Here is a 19,908-nt window from a genome sequence, read left to right as displayed (position 1 = left end):
GCGGACCACCGGCCAAACTGGTCAGGCCGGTTGGTGCATTTTAGGGCAGATTTTTAATTATTGGTCAGTCCGCAATAAAGAATTTTTGCTAATTGGCCGGACCGCAGAGGGAGGGGCGTGGCGGGGTGTTGTGGGATTGCTACAGAGGAGACCCATGGTGTCAGGCACCTGTCTGAGAGCGGCAAGCTCTCGGACAGGTGCCTGACACCGGCGTCAATGACGGCGCCAGGTTTTTATGGTTGCGCCTGCAGGGCGACCTTGACGGGACTGCGCGCCCGCTTGGCGGCATCGGCCACGTAGGCTTTCCACTGCGCGGCGCTGGTGATCTCGCCGGCGCGGTTCCAGGCGCCGCCGGCGTAGTAGCGCAGCGGCTGGCCCGCCTTGACCGGCGCCAGCACGAGGTGGTTCAGGGTGTCCTGCGTGAACTCCGTCGCCCCCGGCAGGATGATGGCCGTGCCGAATTCTCCCTTGGTCTTCTGCTTCACCCACTGCAGCAGCACGCCGTCCGTGACGTCGCGGTGGACGTCGATGTCGGGCTGCTCACCCTTGTCCGTCGGGGTCTTGTTCAGGCCCACGGCCGCCGTCAGCGTGGCCTTGTCCTTGAACTCGAACGTGCTGTCGATCCGGTCCAGGTAGTGGCCCGCGTCCACCGTGAAGCGCTTGACCTCGGTGACGGGCGTGCCGGCCGCGTCCCAGGCGTCGTAGCGCAGCTCGAAGATGGCGCGCACGGGTCCGTTGGCCAGCACCTTCCAGCTGGCGTAGTTGACGCTCGTGTACAGCGTCTTGCCGTCCCAGATGCCGGTGCCGCCGGCGCCGCGCGACTTGCCGACGTTGTACATGTCCATCCCTTCACCCTCGTCGTGGTGATAGTGGTCGTGGCCCTTGTTGTACCAGCGGTCGACGATCGGATACGGCACGCGCTTGAACCACAGGTCCAGCCCACTGGTCTGCAGTACTTCCTTGCCGCTGCCCGGCGCCGCGGGCGCCATCAGCGCGGGACCGTAGGTACGGTGCGCCAGCTTGTCGTTCTCCCAGGCGAAGTCGTCCAGGCGCTCCTGCACGTAGCGGGCGTAGGCCTGTACGGGGAACACGGGCGCCACGCCGTCGATGGTTTCGACGGTGTAGGTGACGCTTTGCTCGCCGGCCTTGAAGCTGTGCTGGAAAATCAGCTCGCCATAGGCCGCGCCCACGTTCTGCGGGTCCTTCGCCAGCGGCGCCACGTTCGTCACCTGGTACGGCACGGCCTTGCCGGCCGGGTCCTTGACGGCGATGCGCTGGATCAGCGCGCCGGGCATGGCCTTGTTCACCTCAAGCCAGGGGATCGTCACGGTTTCGGATGGGCGTGCCGTGGCCAGGTCGTGCGACAGCGTGACCCGCAGGCTGGCCGCGTGGGCGGCCGGCAGCAGCAGGGAAGCGACCAGCGCGGCGGTGCAGGAGCGGTTCAATGTCATCTCGTACCTTTCAATGATGTTCGCTGTAGTCGGTCTTGCCCGCACCCTTCGGCTGGTAGTGATACGTGCGGACCTTGTATTCGATGTTCACGTTCGGGTTCTTCAACAGGCGCAGCATCTCGGCGCCGGCCAGCAGCATCGGACCATAGCCGTGCAGCGCATGCACGCTGGTGGGGCGATGGTAGTAATAGACCTGGTCGGAGGCGAGCGTCGTGCCGACGCACGTGCCTTCCACCTGGCCTTGTGCGTTGATCTTCGTCGCCAGCCCCGCCCAGCCGGCCTGCGCCACCGAGCCGTACACGGTCGGGCTGATCCAGCCCTGGTTGACCGCGTGGGCGATCGTGTAGACGAACATGGCGCTGGCCGACGTCTCCAGGTACGAGTCGTTACGGTCGATCATCTGGTGCCACAGGCCCGTGCCGGACTGGCGTTCCGCAATGCCTTTCAGCGCCGCGCGCAGCTGGTCCAGCACCTTGTCGCGGCCCGGGTGGTCCTTCGGCAGCACGTCCAGCAGGTCGCTGATCGCCAGCACGGCCCAGCCGTTCGCGCGCGCCCAGTAGAAGCGCGGCGAATCCGGCACGTGCGCATGCCAGCCGTGAGTGTAGATACCCAGCTGCGGGTTGAACAGGTACTTGCTCATATTGAGCACGTTGTTGACTGCATCGTCGAAGTACTTGCGCTCGCCCGTCATGCGGCCCATCTCGGCCAGTGCCGGAATGCTCATGTACATGTCGTCGCCCCACAGCGAGACGGCCTGCGGACGCTTGCGCGCCATCGTGCCGTCGGCCAGGCGGAACTGCTTGTTGGCGACCCAGTCGCTGCAGGTGGCGATCATCCCGGACAGGTCGGGCCCCACCTTGGCGGCGCGCGCGCGCATCAGCGCGGCGCACATCGAGCCGGCGTCGTCCAGCGCGCGCGGATCGAGGAAGCGCGAGAAGCTGTTGGCACGCTCCAGGTGGAACTTCTGTTCCTGGGCGCGGAAGTAGGGCAGCTTGTCGGCGAAGAACTGCAGGTGCCGCTGCGTCATCGCGGTAAAGTGCTTGTCGCCCGTCGCTTCGGCCGCACGCAGCAGGCCGGAATGCACCACGCCCATCTCGTAGACCAGGATGCCGTAGTCGCCGGCCGCTTCCTCGAAGGCCGCCTCGGGCACCGGATTCCTGAAATCCGTGATCGGCGCGCCGGTCTTGCGGTTGACGACACGGGTCGGCGTGGCCTTGTCCATGTAGGTCCGGATGCGGTTGAGCGCATCGGTGATCTCGGTCGCCACCGGCATCTTGTACGGTACCGGATAACTGCCCTCGGAAGGGTCGTTCGGGTTCTTGTTGTCGGGATTGCGGAAAGGACCCTCCGCGTGGGCGGCGCCCAGCAGGGTGCAGCAGGCCAGCGCGGCCAGCACGTTCGTCTTGAGTTTCACCTTGTCTCCGTTGCGCAGGGCGTGCGCTTGCAGTTTCAACTACGATTATTGGTCAGGCCATTCTAGATTGGTCCGGCCAGTTGCGCAAGGTGGGCTGACCACAGGCGCTCGTCGAGCGCGGCGGCCGGGCAAAAAAAACGGGGCTGTCAGCCCCGTGAGAACGTCCGCGTCACCCGCTCCAGGTGCGCCCGCATCGCATGGCGGGCACCGGCGGGGTCGCGCGCGGCGATGGCTTCCAGGATCTTGCGGTGATCGGGCAGCGTTTCCAGGCGCAGCTCCTCGGTCTGGTAGTGTTCCTTCAGCTTGTGCCACAAGGAGCCGCGGTTGTTCCACAGGTATTCGATGACGCCGACGAAGGCGGTGTTGCCGGTGGCACGGGCAATGGCGAGGTGGAAGTTGCGGTCGGCCTGTTCGTTGCTGGCGCGGTCCTCGTGGTGGCGTTCCATGTCTTCCACGGCGCGCAGGATCGCATCGACCTGCGCGGCGGTGGCGACCTTGGCGGCGATGGCCGCGATTTCCGATTCGATCAGGCGGCGTGCGGCCAGCACCTCGAACGGGCCCGGGCCCGTTTCCGGCACCTCGGCCGGCAGCGGCTGTTCGCAGACATAGACGCCGGAGCCACCGCGCACTTCCACCACGCCGCCCAGTTCCAGCGCGATCAATGCCTCGCGCAGCGATGCGCGGCTGACGGACAGCTTGGCCGACAGCTCGCGCTCGGCGGGCAGGCGCGCGCCCGGGGCCAGCTGCTCCTCCTGGATCAGCTGTTGCACGCGCTCCGCGACGACGCGGTACAGCCGCGGTTCGGGGGCGCCGTTGTCGCCGCTGGGCTTCTTCATGGCCACCTGGTGGTATCAGTGATTGCGATCGACGGCGAAGCGGGCCAGCTGCAGCAGCGAATCCTTGTAGCGGCTGTCCGGCATCGCGGCGATGGCGTCGATGGCGCGCTGCGCGGCCACCTGCGCTTCGCGGCGCGTGTAGTCGAGCGCGCCGCTGGTCGTGATGGCGGCCAGGATGGTGTCGAAGTGCTGCTCGTCGCCCGTCTCGATGCAGGAGCGCACCAGCTGGCGCTGCTCCTCGGTGCCGTGTTCCATCAGGTAGATCAGCGGCATCGTCGGCTTGCCTTCGCGCAGGTCGTCGCCCACGTTCTTGCCGATCTCGCTGGCGTCGCCCACGTAATCGAGCACGTCGTCGATCAGCTGGAACGCGGTGCCCAGCGAGCGGCCGTATTCGCTGGCGGCGGCGATCTGTTCGTCGTTGGCGCCGGCGACCAGTGCGCCCAGTTCGGCGGCCGCTTCGAACAGCTTGGCCGTCTTGGAGCGGATCACCTGCAGGTAGCTGTCCTGGCTGACGTCCGGGTCGTGCATGTTCAACAGCTGCAGCACTTCGCCCTCGGCGATGACGTTGGTGGCGTCGGACAGGATGCTCATGATGCGCATGTTGTCCAGCGAGACCATCATCTGGAACGCGCGCGAGTACAGGAAGTCGCCCACCAGCACCGAGGCCGCATTGCCGAACAGCGCGTTGGCGGTGGCGCGGCCGCGGCGCAGCGAGGACTCGTCGACGACGTCGTCGTGCAGCAGCGTAGCCGTGTGGATGAACTCCACGACGGCCGCCAGCTCGTGGTGCGCCGTGCCCTTGTAGGCATAGGCGTTCGCCACCAGCAGCACCAGCACGGGACGGATCCGCTTGCCGCCAGCGCTGATGATGTATTCCGCGATCTGGTTGACCAGCGCGACCTCCGAATGCAGGCGCTGGCGGATCACGCCGTTGACGGCGTCCATGTCGGCGGCAATGGTGCTGATGATGTTATTCTGGCTGGCTGGTTGGGTGGACAAGGCGGACCTGCGTTGGACGGATTGAGGTGGTGCGAATTATACGACATGCACGCTTGACGTTGCCGACATACCACGAGCGGATGTCTTTGTGAATACTTTTTGACGCGATTTTCCCATCCATGTATAATCACTGGTTCCCCGGCCTCCGCCCGGGCGCAGTCTCACCGCGCCAGGGTGTCGAGCAAGGGATTTTTAATAACATTTGATGAGGTTTCAAATCATGTACGCGGTCATAAAAACCGGTGGCAAGCAATACAAAGTTGTCGCTGGCGAAAAACTCAAAGTAGAACAGATACCTGCTGACATTGGTTCCGAACTCACCATCGATCAAGTTCTCGCCGTTGGCGCGGGCGACAGCATCAAGTTTGGTGCTCCATTGGTTGAAGGTGCAAAGGTTCTGGTGAAAGTGGTTTCCCAAGGTCGTCACGACAAGGTCAAGATCTTCAAGATGCGCCGTCGTAAGCACTACCAGAAGCACCAGGGCCATCGCCAGAACTACACCGAAATCCAAATCGTTTCGATCAACGGCTAATCGCTGATCTGACTTCAGTCTCAAGGAGCATTAAATGGCACACAAAAAAGGCGGCGGCACTACCCGCAACGGCCGCGATTCCGAATCAAAACGCCTGGGCGTCAAGGTTTACGGCGGTCAGACGATCAATGCAGGCGGCATCATCATCCGTCAGCGCGGCACCCCAGTGCGCGCCGGCGAAGGCGTTGGCACCGGCAAGGACCACACCCTGTTCGCTCTGACGAGCGGCGTTGTCAAGTTCGTCACCAAGGGCGCTGGCAACCACAAGTTCGTCACCGTCGTTCCAGCTGCGCAGTAATCCAGCGGATTACGAAAGGCCCTGATTCCTGGCGTTCGCGCCACGGGATCGGGCCTCACAGGCGGAAAGCTTGTGGATAGAGGGCTCTGCCACCGGTGGAGCCTTTTTTGTTTTGGCGCTGTCCTCGTTAAGGGCTGATCGACTTCAGTCCTTACCGAGTGCAGGGCCCACTTTTCAGGCGGTAGATTATGAAGTTCATCGACGAAGCACGTATCGAAGTCATTGCCGGCGACGGCGGCAATGGCTGCGCCTCCTTCCGGCGCGAGAAATTCCGCCCGTTCGGCGGCCCGGACGGCGGCGACGGCGGCAAGGGCGGCTCCATCTGGGCCGTGGCCGACCGTAACGTCAACACGCTGGTCGACTATCGTTTCTCCAAGATGCACCGCGCCAGCAATGGCGAAGCGGGCCGCGGCTCCGACTGCTACGGCAAGGGCGCGGACGACGTCACCCTGCGCGTGCCGGTCGGCACCCTGATCATCGACGAAGTGTCGGGCGAGATCATCGCCGACATGACGGAGCATGGCCAGATCGAACTGCTGGCCAAGGGCGGCGAGGGCGGCTGGGGCAACATCCACTTCAAGACGTCCACCAACCGGGCCCCGCGCCAGAAGACCGAAGGCAAGGAAGGCGAACGCCGCGAACTGCGCCTGGAACTGAAGGTGCTGGCCGACGTGGGCCTGTTGGGCATGCCGAACGCCGGCAAGTCGACGTTCATCACGGCCGTGTCCAACGCGCGTCCGAAGATCGCCGACTACCCGTTCACGACCTTGCACCCGAACCTGGGCGTGGTGCGTGTGTCGCACGAGAAGAGCTTCGTCATCGCCGACATTCCCGGCCTGATCGAAGGCGCCGCGGAAGGTGCCGGCCTGGGTCACCAGTTCCTGCGCCACCTGTCGCGCACCGGCCTGCTGCTGCACATCGTCGACCTGGCGCCGTTCGAGGCCACCGTGGATCCCGTCAAGGAAGCCAAGGCGCTCGTCAAGGAACTGGAGAAGTACGACCAGGAGCTGCTGGACAAGCCGCGCTGGCTGGTGCTGAACAAGGTCGACGTGATCCCGGCGGAAGAACGCGCCAAGCGCGTCAAGGACTTCGTCAAGAAGTTCGGCTGGAAGGGACCCGTGTTCGAGATCTCCGCGCTGTCGCACGAAGGCACGCAGGAACTCGTCAACGCGATCTACCAGTACCTGGAGCAGAAGCGCCACAGCGAGCAGCGCGCCGAGGAAACGCAGATGACGGAAGAAGCGCGCGGCATCTCGTCGATCGACCCTGACGACCCACGCTTCAAGGTTCTCGATTAAAATCGCAGTACCTGTGACTTGCCGGACCCGCCATACGCAGGTTCCGGCAACGTCCGCGGCAAAGCCGGGCGACACGCCGGGTGAATCCAGATCCCTCATTCGACAAGAGATTGGCCGCACATGAACTCCCTCATCCAGAAAGCCAACCGGCTGATCGTCAAGGTCGGCTCCTCGCTCGTGACCAACGACGGCCGCGGGCTCGATCATGCCGCCATCGCGCGCTGGGCCGCGCAGATCGCCGCCTTGCGCGCATTGGGCAAGCAGGTCGTGCTGGTCAGCTCCGGCGCGATCGCCGAAGGCATGCTGCGCCTGGGCTTCGAGCACCGCCCCACCGACATCCATGCATTGCAGGCCTGCGCCGCCGTCGGCCAGATGGGCCTCGCGCAGATCTATGAAACGAGCTTCCGCGCGCATGGCCTCGGCACCGCGCAGGTGCTGCTGACGCACGCCGACCTGGCCGACCGCGAACGCTACCTGAACGCGCGCTCCACCTTGACGACGCTGTTAAGCCTGGGCATCGTCCCCATCATCAACGAGAACGACACGGTCGTCACCGACGAAATCAAGTTCGGCGACAACGACACGCTGGGCGCATTGGTGGCCAACCTGATCGAAGCGGACGCGCTGATCATCCTGACCGACCAGCGCGGCCTGTTCTCGGCCGATCCGCGCAAGGACCCGGCGGCCTACCTGATCGAACGGGCCAGCGCCGGCGACCCGGCGCTGGAAGCCATGGCAGGAGGCGCCGGCTCGAGCCTTGGGCGCGGCGGCATGCTGACCAAGATCCTGGCCGCCAAGCGCGCCGCCAAGTCGGGCGCGCACACCGTCATCGCGTTCGGCCGCGAGCCGGAAGTGCTGACGCGCCTCGCCAGCGGCGAGCCGATCGGCACGGAGCTGCAGGCGCAGACGGGGCACCTGACGGCGCGCAAGCAGTGGATGGCCGATCACCTGCACACGGCCGGCCAGGTCGTCATCGACGCGGGCGCGATCGCCAAGCTGTCGCGCGAAGGCAAGTCGCTGCTGCCGATCGGGGTCATCGAAGTGCGCGGTGAATTCGGCCGCGGCGCCGTCATCACATGCGTCAGCGAAGGCGGCGTCGCGATCGCGCGCGGGCTGTCGAACTACACCAGCGGCGAAGCGCGCCGCATCGTGCGCAAGCCGTCCGGCGAGATCGAAGGCATCCTCGGCTTCGTCGAAGGCCCGGAGCTGATCCACCGCGACAATATGGTGCTGCTCTAACCGCTCCTCAAAGCCGGGCTCGCGTCCACCGTGGGGTCACACCCCGACAAGACACGAGCTCATGCGCGCGGATTGCTGAGCTCGTGTCCATGTCGGGGTGTGACCCCAAGTTTGGTCGAAGTGGACACGGGCGCGGCGGTAGGCGTCAGACCACCGCCGGGGCCGGCGTCTTCTGCTTGAATTCGCACAGGTCGGCGATCATGCAGTTCCAGCATTGGGGCTTGCGCGCCACGCAGGTGTAGCGGCCGTGCAGGATCAGCCAGTGGTGGGCGTCCTGCAGGAACTCCTTCGGCACGAACTTCAACAGCTTCTGTTCGACGATGTCCACGTTCTTGCCCGGCGCGATGCCGGTGCGGTTCGACACGCGGAAGATGTGCGTGTCCACCGCGATCGTCGGGTCGCCGAACGCCGTGTTCAGTACCACATTCGCCGTCTTGCGGCCCACGCCCGGCAGCGACTCCAGCGCCGCGCGGTCGTGCGGCACCTCGCCGCCGTACTGGTCGACGAGGATGCGGCACGTGGCCATCACGTTCTTCGCCTTGGTACGGTACAGGCCGATGGTCTGGATGTAGGTCGTCAGTTCGTCGATGCCCAGGTCGAGGATCGCCTGCGGCGTGTTGGCCACCGGGTACAGCTTGCGCGTGGCCTTGTTGACGCCCACGTCGGTGGCCTGCGCCGACAGCAGCACGGCGATCAGCAGCTCGAACGGCGTCGTGTATTCCAGTTCCGTGGTGGGATGGGGGTTGGCTTCGCGCAGGCGGCGAAAGATTTCGTGGCGTTTGGCGGCGTTCATTGGTCTTTCGGTTTGTCGGCGGCGGCGTCCTTGGCGGCCGCCGCCTTCAGGCGGGCGCGTTCCATCGCGGCGGCGATGATCGCGCGCTTGCGTTCCTTCTCCGCCAGCTCGGCGGCATTCTCCGGGTTCAGGCGGTCGACCGCCTCCATCTTGGCTTGTGCCTTGGCGGCCAGGCGCGCGTCGTTCTCTTCGCGTTCGCGCTGCAGGCGCGCGTTGCGGAAGTCATGGCGGTCGCGCGCGGCGTCCGCATCCTGTTGCGTCCACGCCTCCCAGCCCGTCGTCTCCGTCACCGGATACATGACGATGCAGTCGACCGGGCAGGGCTTGACGCACAAGTCGCAGCCCGTGCACAGCTCGGGGACGATCGCGTGCATCTGCTTGGCCGCGCCGGCGATCGCATCGACGGGGCAGGCCTGGATGCACAGGGTGCAGCCGATGCACAGCGCCTCATCGATGAACGCCACCGCGCGCGGGCGCTCGAGTCCATTGACGGGATTGAGCGGAATGACGGGATGGCCCGTCACGAGCGACAGCCGGCGGATGCCTTCGGCGCCGCCGGGCGGACACTGGTTGATCGGCGCCGCGCCTGTCGCGATGGCCTCCGCGTACGGCCGGCAGCCGGTATAGCCGCACTTGGTGCACTGGGTCTGCGGCAGCGCGTCCTCGATGCGGTCGGCTAAGGTGGTCGGTTCGGTCACGGGTTCACGTATCAAAAGCAGGACAGACCGACATTATCCCCCATCCGCGTCAGGCGCGAGAACGGGGATGACGCTCCTGCGAGCGCTGGCGATGAAAACCAGGGTCAGTCCCCTGCGGGGCGATACGGTGGCCCGGCAGACCCTCAGCGCGGCCGCGGCGAGTTGCTCGCTGGGTGCGGGGCGGTAGGACGGCGCCGACCTGCACACGGCCGGGGGTGCCTGGCATTTGGGCAGGCGTTGTGGGAGCATATTGCATGGACGAAGCCAGGCAACAACTGCATGGAAGACAATGGTGGCGGTATGCCGTCGCCATGGCTGTGCTGTGTGCCGCGCCGTTTGCATGGGCGCAGCCGCAAACCATTCGCGTGGCCGGAGAGGAGTGGCCGCCGTACCTGGCCCGGGCCTTGCCCGAGGACGGGCTGACAGGGGCCATGATGCGCGCCGTGCTGGGCCGGCTGGGCTATAGCGCGACGGTCGATTACTATCCATGGCGCCGCGCCGTCGAGATCGGCCTGCGCGATCCCCGCTATGCGGGCTTCCTGCCGGTCCTGCGCACGGCGGAGCGCGAAAAGCTGTGCCATTTCTCCACGCCGCTGGCACGGACCGACTATGTGCTGGTGTTCCTGAAGGATCGCCCCGTCCGGGCCGACAACCTGGCCGACCTGCGCGAACTGCGGGTGGGTACGGTGTCGGGCTATTCGTACAGCGAGCAGTTCGACGCGATGGTGGCGCGTGGCACGATCGATGCGGAGGTAGCCGTCAACGACGAGACCAACCTGCGCAAGCTGCTGGTGCGGCGCTTCCCCGTGACGATCGTCGATCGCCACGTGCTGCGCTACCTGCTGGCGACGCAGCGCTTTACGCCGGCCGACCGGGAGCGCATCGGCACCAGTGGCGGCCTGTTCCCCGACCGCACCATGCACCTGTGTTTCCGCCGCACGGCCGTGGGCCAGGTGCAACAGCAGTCGTTCGACAATGCGGCGCGGGAGCTGGATCTGCCGAAGCTGGAGAAGGAATACTGGCGACGGATCGGGTACGACGGGTAGCGCCGCGCCATGAAAAAAGCCGCCCGCAGGCGGCTTGCGTCGAGCACCGCAGTGCCTCAAGCGTGCTTGCGGATGAACTCCGTGATCTTCGGGCAGACGATCTCGCGCCAGCGGCGGCCGGAGAAGATGCCGTAGTGGCCGGCCTGCGGCACCACGAAGTCTTCCTGCTTGTCGGCCGGGATGCCGGAGCACAGCTCGTGCGCGGCTTGCGTCTGGCCGGCGCCGGAGATGTCGTCCAGCTCACCTTCGATGGTCAGCAACGCGACGTTCGTGATGTCCTGCGGGCGCACCAGCTGCCCGCCCACTTGCCACGTGCCCTTCGGCAGGCTGAAGTCCTGGAACACCGTCTTGATCGTGTCGAGGTAGTACTCGGCCGGCATGTCCAGCACGGCGTTGTACTCGTCGTAGAACTTGCGGTGGCTGTCCGCCGGCTCGTCGTCGCCGCGCACCAGGTGCATGTAGAACTCGCGGTGCGACTGCGCATGGCGGCCCGGGTTCATCGCGATGAAGCCGGCGTGCTGCAGGAAGCCCGGGTAGACCTTGCGGCCGAAGCCTGGATAGTTCGGCGGCACGGGATAGATCACCGTGTTCTCGAACCACGAGAACGGCTTCTCGGTGGCCAGGTTGTTGACGGCCGTCGGCGACTTGCGCGGGTCGATCGGGCCGCCCATCATCGTCATCGTCTTGGGCAGCTTGGCATCCTTGTTGGTCGCCATCAGCGAGATCGCGGCCAGCACCGGCACGGTGGGCTGGCAGACGGAGATCACGTGCACGTCCGGGCCCAGGTGGCGGATGAAGTCCTGTACGTAGTAGATGTAGTCGTCCAGGTGGAACGGGCCTTCGGACAGCGGCACCATGCGCGCATCGGTCCAGTCGGTGATGTAGACGTCGTGCTCCGGCAGCAGGCCGCGCACGGTGTCGCGCAGCAGCGTGGAGTGGTGGCCGGACAGCGGCGCCACCAGCAGCACGACGGGCTGCGCCAGTTCCACCGCTTCGGCCGTCGATACGTCCTTGCGGAAGTGGATCAGGCGGCAGAACGGCTTGGTGACGGTGGCATGCTCGAGAATGCCGACGGGCTTGCCGTTGACGGTCGTCGTGTCGATGCCGAATGGCGGTTTCTCGTAATCCTTGCCCAGGCGATACAGCAATTCATAGCCGGCGGCGATCCGTTGCGAAAACGGCGTGTGCGCGAAGGGCGACACGGGATTGCTGAACAGTTTGGACGACGCTTCCGCCCACTGCATCAGCGGGTTGAGGAAGGTGCGTTGCATCTCGTGTAGTTGGTAAAGCATAGGTATTCCTGGGTCGTGAGGCGCCGCAATAACAGCTGCGGGCGGGAAATCATGAGCCCATTATAGGCCGTTTTTTCTTGACGTAAAGCATTTTGCGATGCCAAAACATCGGCTGGAAACCCGCACGATTACGCCTGTTTAAAACGATAAACGTGTCCTGAAAACAAAAAAAGCAGCGTTTCCGCTGCTTTTCTGTAGGACAGGTCCGAGCAATAAGTCGGATCAGTCGAACACTGGCGATTCGACGCCCAGCACCTTGTGCAGCTTCGGCGACGTGGTCGTGTACTGCATGTGGATCTTCTTGTCGGGGAAGATGTACGGCGCGGCGCCGAAGGCGGCCAGCGCGGCTTCGTGGAAGCCGGACAGGATCAGTTTCTTCTTGCCCGGGTAGGTGTTGATGTCGCCCACGGCGAAGATGCCCGGCACATTCGTTTCGAACTTTTCCGTGCTGACGACCTTCAGCTGCTTGCGCTCGATGTCCAGGCCCCACTCGGCGATCGGGCCCAGCTTCGGCGACAGGCCGTAGAACACCAGCAGCATGTCCAGCGGCACGCGGCGGGTCACGCCATCGGCACCCGTCACGCGCAGTTCGGACAGCTTGCCGTCCTTTTCCTCGATGCCGGAGACCTGGCCGACGATCAGCTGCATCTCGAACTCTTCGCACAGCTGTTTCATCTTCGCCACGGAAGCGGGCGCCGCACGGAAGTCCTCGCGACGGTGCAGCAGTACGACCGACTCGGCCTTGCCGACGAAGTTCAGCGCCCAGTCCAGCGCGGAGTCGCCGCCGCCGCAGATGACGAGGTTCTTGCCTTCGAACTGTGCCGGGTCCTTGACGCGGTAGAACAGCTGCGAGCCTTCATAGGCCTCGATGCCATCGACCTTCATCGTGCGCGGCTGGAACGACCCGACGCCGGCGGCGATGAAGATGGTTTTCGTGATGAACTTGGTGCCCAGGCTCGTTTCGACGTCGAAGCGGCCATCCTCGCGCTTGTGCACGACGGTGACTTCCTGGCCCAGGTGGAACGTGGGGCCGAACGGTTCGATCTGCTTGAGCAGGCCGTCGGTCAGTTCTTGGCCCGTGCAGGACGGGATCGCGGGAATATCGTAGATCGGCTTGTCCGGGTACAGTTCCACGCACTGGCCGCCGACGGCTGCCAGGGAGTCGATGACGTGGGCCTTGATTTCCAGCAGGCCCAGTTCGAAGACCTGGAACAGGCCGACCGGGCCGGCGCCGATGATGACGGCATCGGTTTCGTGGTTGCCACCGGGAGGGGTGCTGACGATATTCATAGCGATTTTCTATCCTGTGATTGCAAAGGGAACGTCGATCTCTGCCTGCCGTGGGCGACACGCAGGACGGCGTACCGACGCCGTACGCGCGGCGCCAGTGGACGCCGCGCGGTCACGGCACGTGGATCAGCGCACCAGCAGGTGCGTTTTTTCCTTGACGTCCTTGAACTGCTCGGCTTCCGGCAGGGCTGGCTTGGTCTTCGTGATCGAAGGCCAGTTGCGAGACAGGTCCGCGTTGATCTTGATGAATTGCTGCTGGTCCGACGGCACGTCTTCTTCGGCGAAGATGGCGTTGACCGGGCATTCCGCCACGCAGACGGCGCAGTCGATGCACTCGTCCGGATCGATTGCCAGGAAATTCGGGCCTTCACGGAAACAATCTACCGGGCAAACATCGACGCAGTCCGTGTAACGGCAGCTGATGCAAGATTCGGTGACAACGTGGGTCATAGCGGTCCTATTTATGTTGGTGCGCTGGAGTGACGATCTGACAAGGTGCCTGGCGCTGCCGTGCGTCCGGCGCCGTGGTTTGTGCCCGCGGCGATGGCGATCCGCGTCCCCTCCAGCAAAAGCACTGTATTTTAGGGCAATTCGCTCTTTCTCACAATTCAGGCTTAGACACAATACAAATAAGCAAATGCGCGCAGCGGCCGCGCGGGCCGCTGCGCGCACTGCGGGGCGGCAGCCGTGTTCAGGCGGCCAGGATGCGGGCCAGCAGCCGTTCCCACGGCGCGCTGGCGGGGCTGCCGTCCTGCGCAAACGTGACGCTGTGGCGCCGCCCGTCGGCCTCGACCGCGATGGTCCACCGCAGCAGGTCGGCGCCGGTCGCCCGCGCCTGCACTGCCGGGCCGGCCGCAAGGAAGCCGAGCGACGCCAGCGCCGCTTCCAGCGCCGGGCCTGCCGGGCTGACGGCAGTGTCCACCTCATGACGCCGCGCGAGCCCGGCAAAGCCGCCGCTGGCGGTGGCGACGATCTTCATGATGCGTCCTGGCCGACGCCGTAGTCGGCCGCCGCCAGTTCCTCGCTGCTGGCCGGTTCCCGCCCGCCGCGCGCGGCGTAGCCGTGGCACCAGCGTGCCAGCGCCTGCCGTTCCTGCTCCAGCGCGTCGGCAGCGTCGCGGTACTCCGGGTGGTTCATCGTGCCGCAGCAGGCGCGCCGGTCCTGCATGGCGTCGGGCGCGTCGACGACGGCCGGGGCCAGCGCGGCCGCGAATGCTTCCCCTGCGGCGCTGACGACGACCTCGCGCAGCGTGAAGCGGTGGCGGATGAAGCCCAGGTAGTCGGCCGGGCGGCCATCGGCCTGCGCCAGCCGCAGCATCGCGTTGGCCACGTCGGCATAGGTGGCGTTGCGGTCCGGCGCCGCGACCAGCGCGCGCAGCGTCAGGCCGCACAGGTAGCCGCCGACCCGGTGCAGCACGGCCGCATCGTCTTTCAGCCCGGGGCGGCGCTCGAACGCGAAGATGTCGGCCAGGATGTCGTAGACGGCGCCCGTGAATACCTGCGAGATCGCATGCACCTCGGTGCCGGTCTGCGACAGGGCCAGGTCGTTGTCGGCATTGCGCAGGCCGTTCGGCCGGCCCAGCGCCAGGCCGAACTGCTCGGCCATGTCGGCCAGGAAGGTCTTGTCGTGCAGGTCGGCGCGGGTCTGCGCCACGATCGCTTCCACCTGGTCCATCTGGGCCAGCGCCAGGAAGATTGCCGCCAGGTCGCCGAACGACTCGTGCAGCCCGCCCGTCTGCGGCGGCGCCGAGGCCAGGATCCAGCGCGGCTTCAGGCCATCGAGCACCGCGTGGGCCGTCTCGTGCGCGACGATGTCGAACGAGCGGCAGGTGTAGACGCGCGAGGCCGCATCGGCCGTGGCGCCGGCGGGTACGAAGTCGCCGAACTTCAGCGCGCGTTCGGTGCGGCTGTAGTAGGCGTTCATCACGTTGGGCAGGCCATGCGGGAAGACCTGCAGGGGAGCGGTGTCGCTGGCGCTGTTCCAGGCCCAGGGCGCCGGACCGCCGTCGTGCGCGGCCAGCACGCGCTGGAACATCGTCAAGGTCTGGCGCACGACGGCGAACGTGTGCACGGCATCGAACTGGTCGGTGTCGGGTGGCACGACGAAGTCGCCGAACGCGTTCGGCGCCACCGGCGCGATGCCGGGCTGGCCGGAAGCGATGCGGGCGTCGCTTGGGCCCTCCATCAGGACGCCGGGCAGGAAGGCCTTGCGCGTGCCGATATCCGGCACGGACGGGTCCTGCTTCCACATCAGCACGCGGGCCCCGGGCGGGGGCGGCGTGGCCTTCAGGTGCGGCAGGCCGGGCTGCCCCGCCTGCGCGACGGTCTTGCGGTGCAGGCGGTAGGCGGCGGATGGCGTCGGCACGAACCCGACCGGCAACGTTGGTGTCCGGGGCGGCGGCGCCGCGACGGGAATGATGACTGGCTGTTCCATGATGGTCTCCTCGGCCGGCGCCGGAGTGGCGCGCCTGGGGCCATGGTCACGCTGGGCGCAATCACAATGTTTGATGTGGCACAAGCTTTTGTCCTTGCATTGCCGTCGTACAATGCACTCAACGATCATGGAGACCCTCGTGAACCCCAGCACCATCGACCTTGCCGGCGCCGTCCTGTTTGCCATCGCCATCCTGCACACCTTCAGCGCCAAGGTGTTCGAGCGGGTGGCCCACCGCTTCCCCGCCCACGCGGGCATCTGGCACCTGCTGGGCGAAGTGGAGGTCGTGTTCGGCTTCTGGGCGCTGGTGCTGGTGATGTTCATCGGCGCGGCCGCGGGACGGGTGGAGGCCATCGCCTACCTGGACAGCCGCAACTTCACCGAGCCCCTGTTCGTGTTCGTCATCATGGTGATCGCCGCCACGCGGCCCATCCTGCAGACGACCAAGGCCGCCGTCGCGTTGACCGCCAGGGCGTTGCCGCCGCCGGGCAGCATGGGCTTCGTGTTCGTGGTGCTGTCGGTCGTGCCGTTGCTGGGTTCGTTCATCACGGAGCCGGCCGCGATGACACTGGGCGCGCTGATCCTGGCCGAGCGGCTGTATGCGGGCGGTATCTCCGAGCGCTTGAAGTACGCCATCATCGGCGTGCTGTTCGTCAACGTGTCGATCGGCGGCACGCTGACGCCCTATGCGGCGCCGCCGGTACTGATGGTGGCCGCCAAGTGGCAGTGGGACCTGCCGTTCATGCTGGCCAATATCGGCTGGAAGGCGGCGCTGGCGGTGCTCGTCAACGCCGTGGGCGTGACGCTGCTGTTCGCGCGCGAGCTGACGGCGCATCGTCCGGCCGCAGCGGCCCCACAGGAGCGCGTGCCGCTGGCGCTGGTGCTGGCGCACGTGGCGTTCCTGGCCGGCGTCGTCGTGTTCTCGCACCATCCGGCCGTGTTCCTCGGCCTGTTCCTGTTCTTCCTGGGCGTGGCGCAGGCGTACGAACGCTTCCAGGACCGCCTGATCCTGCGCGAGGGATTGCTGGTGGCGTTCTTCCTGGCCGGCCTGGTCGTGTTGGGCGGCAAGCAGCAATGGTGGCTGCAGGAGTTGCTGATGAGCATGAGCAGCGACGCTGTCTATTACGGTGCCACGGCGCTCACCGCGATCACGGACAACGCCGCGCTGACGTACCTGGGCTCGCTGGTGGAAGGCCTCAGCGACGAGTTCAAGTACGCGCTGGTGACGGGCGCCGTGACGGGCGGCGGGCTGACGGTGATCGCCAACGCGCCCAATCCGGCCGGCATGTCGATCCTGAAGGGCTACTTCGAGCTGGAGACGGTGTCGGCCCTGGGGCTGCTGCTGGCGGCACTGGCGCCGACGCTGGTGGCGATCGCCGCTTTCCGTCTGTTGTAGGGCTGTGGCATCATTGCGCCTTTTACCCAACAAGCATGATCCATATCATTCAGGAACACAATCTGGAGCCCGCCGCGGCACGCGCGGCGGCGGAGCAGGTGGCGCAAAAGCTGGCCAGCGAATTCGACCTCGTCTGCAACTGGCAGGGTGACGTATTGCGCTTCGAGCGCAGCGGCGTGGAGGGGGCGCTGACCTTGCTGCCGCAACAGGCGCAGATGCAGATCAAGCTGGGGATGTTGTACGGCGCCTTCGCACCGGCCATCCAGAGCAAGGTGGCAGAGAAGATGCGCAAGGTGTTTGCTGCCGCGTGATAGTGAGGGTCATGGTGCCGGCAAGGAGCGGTGCACCATGAAATTCCTGCTGCGCTCCCATAGGGACTGGCCCTGAAGTTCTTGCGGGATCCGCGGCAACGCTGCCAGACTTCGGGGCCAGTCCCCTGCAGGGACAGGCCCCGGCAAATCAGCCCTTCAGTTCCTCGATCAGGTCGACGTACTGCTGCTGCGCGTCTTCCTGCGACGTGCCCTTCAGGCCGGCCCACGCGTCATACTTGGCGCGGTTGGCGAAGTCCGTCATGCCCGGGCGCTCGCCCGTCACGTCGCCCGCCGAACCCTGCTTGTACAGCGCGTAGATCTTCAGCAGGGTCATGTTGTCCGGACGTTCCGGCAGGTTCTTCGAATCGGCCATGGCCTGGTCGAATTGTGCTTGCAGACTCATTATGGTCCTCTTGTGGTTGGCGATGCGCCATCATACAAAATCCGCACGGTCGTGCCATAGAGGACTTGTTCCAATCCGCGCACCCGGAAACCCAAAAGGGGACAGGCACCTGTCTCGGGGCCATCATGCCCCGAGACAGGTGCCTGTCCCCGGTGTCCCGGCCGCCGCGTCGGCGGCAGAGTACGACTTACTTCTTCTTGGTCGGGTTGACGGCGGCCTTCAGCGTGGCGCCAGCCGAGAACTTCGGCGTCTTCGATGCCGCGATCTTGATCGCTTCACCGGTTGCGGGATTGCGGCCTTTGCGAGCGGCACGCTTGGCGACGGAGAACGTGCCGAACCCGGTGATGCCGACCGTGTCGCCTTTTTTCAGACGTTCGGTAACGATGGCAATCAGGGTGTTCACTGCGTCGTTGGCGGCGGCACCGGACATTTCGGTACGTTTCGCAAATTCTGCAATCAGTTCGCCTTTTTTCATTACTACCTCCTTCGTTAATAGAGGGCGCAGATTAGCATAATATTTGCCGAAAGTAATCCTTTCTCGCGGAACTAACCCATATGGCGACAGGGCTCCGCCGAAATACGCATGCGGGAGGCCATATCCGGCAACGGTCCCGGCCGATGCTGCACTGCACAGCGCGACGAGACGGACGCGGTGCCGGGCCGGCGCGGTGCTAATATGAAGCGGCGTGCGCCAAGTTTGCCCGTAGGACTCGTGCCGGCGCCGCGATACCAACTGGGCGGGGAACGATCATGACCTTTTCCGATGAAACGCTGATGGCCTACGCCGACGGGGAACTGGACGAAGCTACCCGGCACGCCGTCGAAGCGGCTTGTGTCCGCGATGCGGCACTGGCACGCCGTGTCGAACACTACAAGATTCGCCGCACCAACGTCGCTGCCGGGTTCGCGCCACGTGACGACGGTGGCGGCCAGCGGCTGCGCGCGCTGCGGCCGGAACGGTTGGCCACCGTCGTCAGCCTGGATGCCGTGCGTGCGCGGCGCGAGGCATCGCAGCAGGCGGCGCGCAAGGCCAGCCGCGAGCGCGGCTGGTCGTGGAAGGAATGGAGCGCATTGGTCGGGGTGCTGGCCATTGGCGTCCTGGCCGGCAAGTTCGGCCTGTCCTACCTGCAGGAGGACGATGTGCGGGGCGACCTTGTCGCCAGCCGCGACGGCATGCTGATCGCCCAGGGACGCCTGGCGACGGCGCTGGAGCAGCAGCCGTCCGCACCAACGGGCGCTGCGACGACAGCGGCGCCCGCCCCGGTCCGCATCGGCATGTCGTTCGTGTCGACCGAAGGCAGCTATTGCCGCAGTTTCGCCGGCAACAGCGGCACGCAGCAGATCGACGGCCTGGCCTGCAAGGCCGGGCAGGAGTGGCGCATTCCCGTGCTGGTGCAGAACCCGCGGCCGGCCAACGCCGGCAACGAGCGGGCGGCGCAACTCGAAGCGATGCCGTCGCAGGTGGAGTTGTCGATCGAGCAGCGCATGTCCGGCGAGGCGCTCGATGCCAAGGCGGAGCAGGCCGCCATGCAGAAAGGCTGGCAGCGCTGAGCGCATGAAAAAAGGCACCGCGCGGTGCCTTTTTGCTGTCGTTGCCTGGATTACTTCTTGTCGTCCTCATCCTCGTCTTCGTCGTCATCCGACCCGAGGGCCGCCTTGCCGACGTAGATGACACCCTTGCCGGCCGCCACGCCGACGTCGACCGCGGTCGAGGCGACGGTCACGCCGGCACCCACGACGGCACCCGTCACGGCCACCACCGCGCAGCCCGACAGGCTCGCCGCCATCAGCAGGACGACCAGCGCGCGCATCAGACGCCCAGCAGTTCGACGTCGAAGATCAGCGTGGCGTTCGGCGGGATCACGCCGCCCGCGCCGCGCGAACCGTAGCCCAGGTCGGCCGGGATGACCAGCTGGCGGGTGCCGCCCACTTTCATGCCTTGCACGCCTTCGTCCCAGCCGCGGATCACCATGCCGGCGCCCAGGGCGAACTCGAACGGGTCGTTGCGGTCCTTGCTGGAATCGAACTTGGCGCCCTTGCTGCCGTCGTCGTTGCGCAGCCAGCCGGTGTAGTGCACGGTGACGTTCTGGCCCGCTTTCGCCTCGGCGCCTTCGCCCACGACGACGTCGTCGTACTGCAGGCCGGATGGGGTGGTGGTGATGGACATGATGTTCCTTTG

The 19,908-nt window shown here is 65.8% G+C and carries 23 protein-coding genes; 8 read left to right on the top strand and 15 right to left on the bottom strand.

From position 1 onward, the window contains the following. Nucleotides 1-233 precede the first annotated feature (233 nt). The 4 genes from PX653_RS15145 to ispB form a co-directional block, all read right to left on the bottom strand. Nucleotides 234-1,451, bottom strand: coding sequence for a BT3233 family polysaccharide utilization protein (locus tag PX653_RS15145; RefSeq protein WP_277413603.1), 1,218 nt, complete (start codon nucleotides 1,449-1,451; stop codon nucleotides 234-236). A gap of 10 nt (nucleotides 1,452-1,461) precedes the next feature. After that, a complete protein-coding gene (locus tag PX653_RS15140; RefSeq protein WP_277413602.1) occupies nucleotides 1,462-2,865 on the bottom strand; it encodes a glycoside hydrolase family 88/105 protein in 1,404 nt (467 codons plus the stop codon). A 146-nt stretch (nucleotides 2,866-3,011) separates the two neighbouring features. Next, nucleotides 3,012-3,701 carry a FadR/GntR family transcriptional regulator gene (locus PX653_RS15135; protein WP_277413601.1) on the bottom strand — a complete coding sequence of 230 codons (690 nt, stop codon included), beginning with the start codon at nucleotides 3,699-3,701 and terminating at the stop codon, nucleotides 3,012-3,014. Nucleotides 3,702-3,716: 15 nt separating this feature from the next. After that, nucleotides 3,717-4,700 (bottom strand): octaprenyl diphosphate synthase, encoded by a 984-nt coding sequence (gene ispB, locus PX653_RS15130; protein WP_277413600.1) that lies wholly within the window; start codon nucleotides 4,698-4,700, stop codon nucleotides 3,717-3,719. 220 nt (nucleotides 4,701-4,920) lie between these two features. On the opposite strand from ispB, the gene rplU reads away from it, so the two are divergent. From rplU to proB, 4 genes are all read left to right on the top strand, one after another. Continuing rightward, nucleotides 4,921-5,232, top strand: coding sequence for a 50S ribosomal protein L21 (rplU, locus tag PX653_RS15125; protein WP_107144413.1), 312 nt, complete (start codon nucleotides 4,921-4,923; stop codon nucleotides 5,230-5,232). Nucleotides 5,233-5,266: 34 nt separating this feature from the next. Beyond that, nucleotides 5,267-5,530, top strand: a complete 264-nt coding sequence (gene rpmA / locus PX653_RS15120; protein ID WP_277413599.1) for a 50S ribosomal protein L27 — start codon at nucleotides 5,267-5,269, stop codon at nucleotides 5,528-5,530. A 188-nt stretch (nucleotides 5,531-5,718) separates the two neighbouring features. Next, the gene (gene obgE, locus PX653_RS15115) at nucleotides 5,719-6,828 is read left to right on the top strand and encodes a GTPase ObgE (protein WP_277413598.1); all 1,110 of its coding nucleotides are present in this window, start codon (nucleotides 5,719-5,721) and stop codon (nucleotides 6,826-6,828) included. Between the two features lie 120 nt (nucleotides 6,829-6,948). Beyond that, entirely contained in the window at nucleotides 6,949-8,067 is a 1,119-nt protein-coding gene (gene proB / locus PX653_RS15110) for a glutamate 5-kinase (RefSeq protein WP_277413597.1), read from the top strand. A 145-nt stretch (nucleotides 8,068-8,212) separates the two neighbouring features. Here the strand turns inward: proB and nth are convergent, their stop codons facing one another. Then, on the bottom strand, nucleotides 8,213-8,860 hold the full coding sequence (gene nth, locus PX653_RS15105) for an endonuclease III (RefSeq protein WP_147955500.1): 648 nt from the start codon (nucleotides 8,858-8,860) through the stop codon (nucleotides 8,213-8,215). Further along, on the bottom strand, nucleotides 8,857-9,558 hold the full coding sequence (gene rsxB, locus PX653_RS15100; RefSeq protein WP_277413596.1) for an electron transport complex subunit RsxB: 702 nt from the start codon (nucleotides 9,556-9,558) through the stop codon (nucleotides 8,857-8,859). Before rsxB ends, nth begins: the two co-directional genes overlap by 4 nt. A 254-nt stretch (nucleotides 9,559-9,812) precedes the next feature. Here rsxB and PX653_RS15095 point away from each other — a divergent pair, with 254 nt between their 5' ends. Further along, entirely contained in the window at nucleotides 9,813-10,604 is a 792-nt protein-coding gene (locus PX653_RS15095) for a substrate-binding periplasmic protein (protein ID WP_277413595.1), read from the top strand. A 56-nt stretch (nucleotides 10,605-10,660) separates the two neighbouring features. Here the strand turns inward: PX653_RS15095 and PX653_RS15090 are convergent, their stop codons facing one another. From PX653_RS15090 to PX653_RS15070, 5 genes are all read right to left on the bottom strand, one after another. Next, entirely contained in the window at nucleotides 10,661-11,896 is a 1,236-nt protein-coding gene (locus tag PX653_RS15090) for a polyhydroxyalkanoate depolymerase (protein WP_277413594.1), read from the bottom strand. 222 nt (nucleotides 11,897-12,118) lie between these two features. Continuing rightward, nucleotides 12,119-13,186 (bottom strand): NAD(P)/FAD-dependent oxidoreductase, encoded by a 1,068-nt coding sequence (locus PX653_RS15085; protein WP_277413593.1) that lies wholly within the window; start codon nucleotides 13,184-13,186, stop codon nucleotides 12,119-12,121. Nucleotides 13,187-13,312: 126 nt separating this feature from the next. Then, nucleotides 13,313-13,636, bottom strand: a complete 324-nt coding sequence (gene fdxA / locus PX653_RS15080; RefSeq protein ID WP_107141025.1) for a ferredoxin FdxA — start codon at nucleotides 13,634-13,636, stop codon at nucleotides 13,313-13,315. 241 nt (nucleotides 13,637-13,877) lie between these two features. Beyond that, entirely contained in the window at nucleotides 13,878-14,165 is a 288-nt protein-coding gene (locus tag PX653_RS15075) for a protealysin inhibitor emfourin (protein WP_277413592.1), read from the bottom strand. Continuing rightward, nucleotides 14,162-15,619, bottom strand: coding sequence for a gluzincin family metallopeptidase (locus PX653_RS15070; RefSeq protein ID WP_277413591.1), 1,458 nt, complete (start codon nucleotides 15,617-15,619; stop codon nucleotides 14,162-14,164). The genes PX653_RS15075 and PX653_RS15070 overlap by 4 nt, the downstream gene beginning before the upstream one ends. Before the next feature lie 127 nt (nucleotides 15,620-15,746). Between PX653_RS15070 and PX653_RS15065 the strand changes: the two genes are divergently transcribed. Both PX653_RS15065 and PX653_RS15060 read left to right on the top strand, forming a co-directional pair. Beyond that, nucleotides 15,747-17,015, top strand: a complete 1,269-nt coding sequence (locus tag PX653_RS15065; protein ID WP_277413590.1) for a putative Na+/H+ antiporter — start codon at nucleotides 15,747-15,749, stop codon at nucleotides 17,013-17,015. A 35-nt stretch (nucleotides 17,016-17,050) separates the two neighbouring features. After that, the gene (locus tag PX653_RS15060) at nucleotides 17,051-17,326 is read left to right on the top strand and encodes a polyhydroxyalkanoic acid system family protein (protein WP_277413589.1); all 276 of its coding nucleotides are present in this window, start codon (nucleotides 17,051-17,053) and stop codon (nucleotides 17,324-17,326) included. A gap of 148 nt (nucleotides 17,327-17,474) precedes the next feature. Here PX653_RS15060 and PX653_RS15055 read toward each other — a convergent pair whose 3' ends face one another. Both PX653_RS15055 and PX653_RS15050 read right to left on the bottom strand, forming a co-directional pair. Then, on the bottom strand, nucleotides 17,475-17,729 hold the full coding sequence (locus PX653_RS15055) for an acyl-CoA-binding protein (protein ID WP_277413588.1): 255 nt from the start codon (nucleotides 17,727-17,729) through the stop codon (nucleotides 17,475-17,477). Nucleotides 17,730-17,916: 187 nt separating this feature from the next. Then, entirely contained in the window at nucleotides 17,917-18,204 is a 288-nt protein-coding gene (locus tag PX653_RS15050) for an HU family DNA-binding protein (protein ID WP_050409188.1), read from the bottom strand. 275 nt (nucleotides 18,205-18,479) lie between these two features. Here PX653_RS15050 and PX653_RS15045 point away from each other — a divergent pair, with 275 nt between their 5' ends. Continuing rightward, on the top strand, nucleotides 18,480-19,280 hold the full coding sequence (locus tag PX653_RS15045; protein WP_277413587.1) for an anti-sigma factor: 801 nt from the start codon (nucleotides 18,480-18,482) through the stop codon (nucleotides 19,278-19,280). A gap of 50 nt (nucleotides 19,281-19,330) precedes the next feature. On the opposite strand, the gene PX653_RS15040 is transcribed toward PX653_RS15045, so the two are convergent. Together PX653_RS15040 and PX653_RS15035 are read right to left on the bottom strand one after the other, a co-directional pair. Then, nucleotides 19,331-19,540, bottom strand: a complete 210-nt coding sequence (locus PX653_RS15040; RefSeq protein WP_277413586.1) for a hypothetical protein — start codon at nucleotides 19,538-19,540, stop codon at nucleotides 19,331-19,333. After that, entirely contained in the window at nucleotides 19,540-19,896 is a 357-nt protein-coding gene (locus PX653_RS15035; RefSeq protein ID WP_277413585.1) for an FKBP-type peptidyl-prolyl cis-trans isomerase, read from the bottom strand. The genes PX653_RS15040 and PX653_RS15035 overlap by 1 nt, the downstream gene beginning before the upstream one ends. Nucleotides 19,897-19,908 lie beyond the last annotated feature (12 nt).

The sequence above is a fragment of the Pseudoduganella chitinolytica genome (assembly GCF_029028125.1).
Lineage (GTDB): Bacteria > Pseudomonadota > Gammaproteobacteria > Burkholderiales > Burkholderiaceae_D > Rugamonas > Rugamonas chitinolytica.
The sequence above is the reverse complement of the archived record's forward strand: the minus strand, read 5'-3'. Positions and strand labels throughout refer to the sequence as shown.